General features: G+C 64.1%; 1 protein-coding gene. It reads left to right on the top strand.

Translation table 11 applies throughout. The features are described 5' to 3' along the window. On the top strand, window positions 1–1,016 hold a 1,016-nt coding region (locus Q6A51_RS27265; RefSeq protein ID WP_304576179.1), incomplete at both ends, for a filamentous hemagglutinin N-terminal domain-containing protein.

A 1,016-nucleotide genomic window follows, 5' to 3' on the forward strand; every position in this document is an offset into this window, starting at 1 on the left:
CGTTTCTGGGGGATGCCCAAGCGCGGTATTGCGCTGATCCTGGCCAATGCGATGTTCTGGCAACCGCTGTGGGCGCAGGCGGACGGGATTGTGGTGAGCAGCGGCTCCACCAGCGTCGGGGCTGCGGGCAACGGGGTGCCGATCGTCAATATTGCGGCGCCCAATGCCAGTGGTCTGTCGCACAACCAGTTCCAGCAGTACAACGTCGGCAGCCAGGGGGTGATCCTCAACAATGCCACGGCGCCCACCCAGACCCAGAACACCCAGCTGGGCGGGATCATCATCTCCAACAGCAACCTGCAAGGCGCGGCCGCGACCACGATTCTCAACGAGGTGGTCAGCAACAACCGCACCGAACTCAAGGGCTACACCGAGGTGGCGGGGCAGGCGGCGCGGGTGATTGTTGCCAACCCGTATGGCATCACCTGTGATGGCTGCGGTTTTCTCAACACGCCGCAAGCCACCCTGACCACCGGCAAACCGGTGCTGGACAACAACGGCAATCTGGTGCGGTTCAACGTCCAGGGCGGCAGCGTGGCCATCGAGGGGCTGGGGCTCAATGCCGACAACCTCGACCAGTTCGACATCATCACCCGCAGCGCAAAAGTCAACGCCGAGCTGCACGCCAAGAAGCTCAACATCATTGCCGGTCGCAACGATGTTGATGCCCAGACCCTCAATGCCACGGCGCTGGCGGACGACGGCAGCACCAAACCGCAACTGGCCATCGACAGCTCGGCCTTGGGCGGCATGTACGCCGGTGCCGTGAAACTGGTGGGCACCGAAGCCGGTGTCGGGGTGAGGCTGGCGGGGAATATGGCGGCCAGTGCCGGTGATATCCAGATCGATGCCAATGGCCAGTTGAGCATGGTGCAGACGGCGGCCAGCGGGGCGGTGACGGTGAATGCCAACGCGGTCGAGGTCAACGGGCCGCTGTATGCGGGCAGCGCGTTGTCGATCACGACGCCGGGCGATCTGGCCATCCAGCAGAATATCGCCGCACGGGACAGCGTCAC

Origin of the sequence: Pseudomonas serbiensis (assembly GCF_030580745.1) — a bacterium.
Lineage (GTDB): Bacteria > Pseudomonadota > Gammaproteobacteria > Pseudomonadales > Pseudomonadaceae > Aquipseudomonas > Aquipseudomonas serbiensis.